Here is a 1,013-nt window from a genome sequence, read left to right as displayed (position 1 = left end):
AGGGGTGACTACACGAAAGTGACGTATCTGCACGCTAAGGGCGAACAAATCCGGTACGATGCCAGCAGATGCTATTCGCAGGCTTTCCTGCCCCTTTTATGTGGTGCCGCCCTACGGGCGCCGATATGGGAGGGCGGCAATCCGATTGACCAACGATCGAGGTAGAACCCTGCTCGCCAAATATGTGAGCTGGTTGCCCATCCCCGGTATGGCGAAGGATTGCCGATAAACCAGAGCGTGGACTGCATGGGCCGCGCACCGGTCAACGTCCATCAAACCCAACCTCCCCCACTTCAAATCGCTGAGGGCAGCCATGTCTGTGTCGATTCCACCGGGTGCAAAAGACCCAACACTCACTCCCGTCCCGGCAAGCTCCACGGAAAGCGCTCGCATGAGGGTGCTCACATAGGCTTTCGACGCGCCGTAGACCGCTTGGAAGGGCACGGATGTTTCGCCCGCCAGGCTCGACACGGCGATTACTGAGGATTCAAACGGCTGCTCCCTGAAAATCGCAATCAGGCGAGCCAGCAAATCCGTGAAACCGAGTATGTTTGTTTCAATTACCTCGGCATAAGTGTCGGCACGGCCTGCATCAACTGAACCAACGCTCGTCATTCCGGCAACCAACAAAGCGGCTGTTACTTGCAATTCTGCAACCTTAGCCGCGATTTTCTCCCTGCCCTCGATTTCACGTTGATCAGCCACTATAATCTCGCACGGCACATTGAACCGCTCGTCAATTTCGGTCTGTAGCTCCCGCAAGTTGTCGAGCCTTCGTCCAACAATCAGGGGCTTGGCCTGGTACGATGCCGCCAAGCGGAGGGCGGACGCTCTGCCCAAACCGGTCGAAGCCCCTGTGACCAGCACCCACGAGTTCTTGATCGCCAGCGGTTTCACGCGTTTTCCAGAGCCTTGTATAGGGCGGTTTTGCCGATCTTGAGCCGGGCCGCCGCCTCACGAACAGTGAGGCCCGCTGCGATATGCGCCCGCGCTTTACGTAGTTTGTCGGGGGT

The 1,013-nt window shown here is 57.7% G+C and carries 1 protein-coding gene; it reads right to left on the bottom strand.

The genetic code is table 11. The annotated features are described in order from the left end of the window. Positions 1 to 111: 111 nt before the first annotated feature. Positions 112 to 897, bottom strand: a complete 786-nt coding sequence (locus POM99_RS22280) for an SDR family NAD(P)-dependent oxidoreductase (RefSeq protein ID WP_066210282.1) — start codon at positions 895 to 897, stop codon at positions 112 to 114. Between the last annotated feature and the right edge of the window lie 116 nt (positions 898 to 1,013).

It is taken from the genome of Novosphingobium cyanobacteriorum (assembly GCF_029436685.1).
In the GTDB taxonomy this organism is placed as follows: domain Bacteria; phylum Pseudomonadota; class Alphaproteobacteria; order Sphingomonadales; family Sphingomonadaceae; genus Novosphingobium; species Novosphingobium cyanobacteriorum.
The sequence above is the reverse complement of the archived record's forward strand: the minus strand, read 5'-3'. Positions and strand labels throughout refer to the sequence as shown.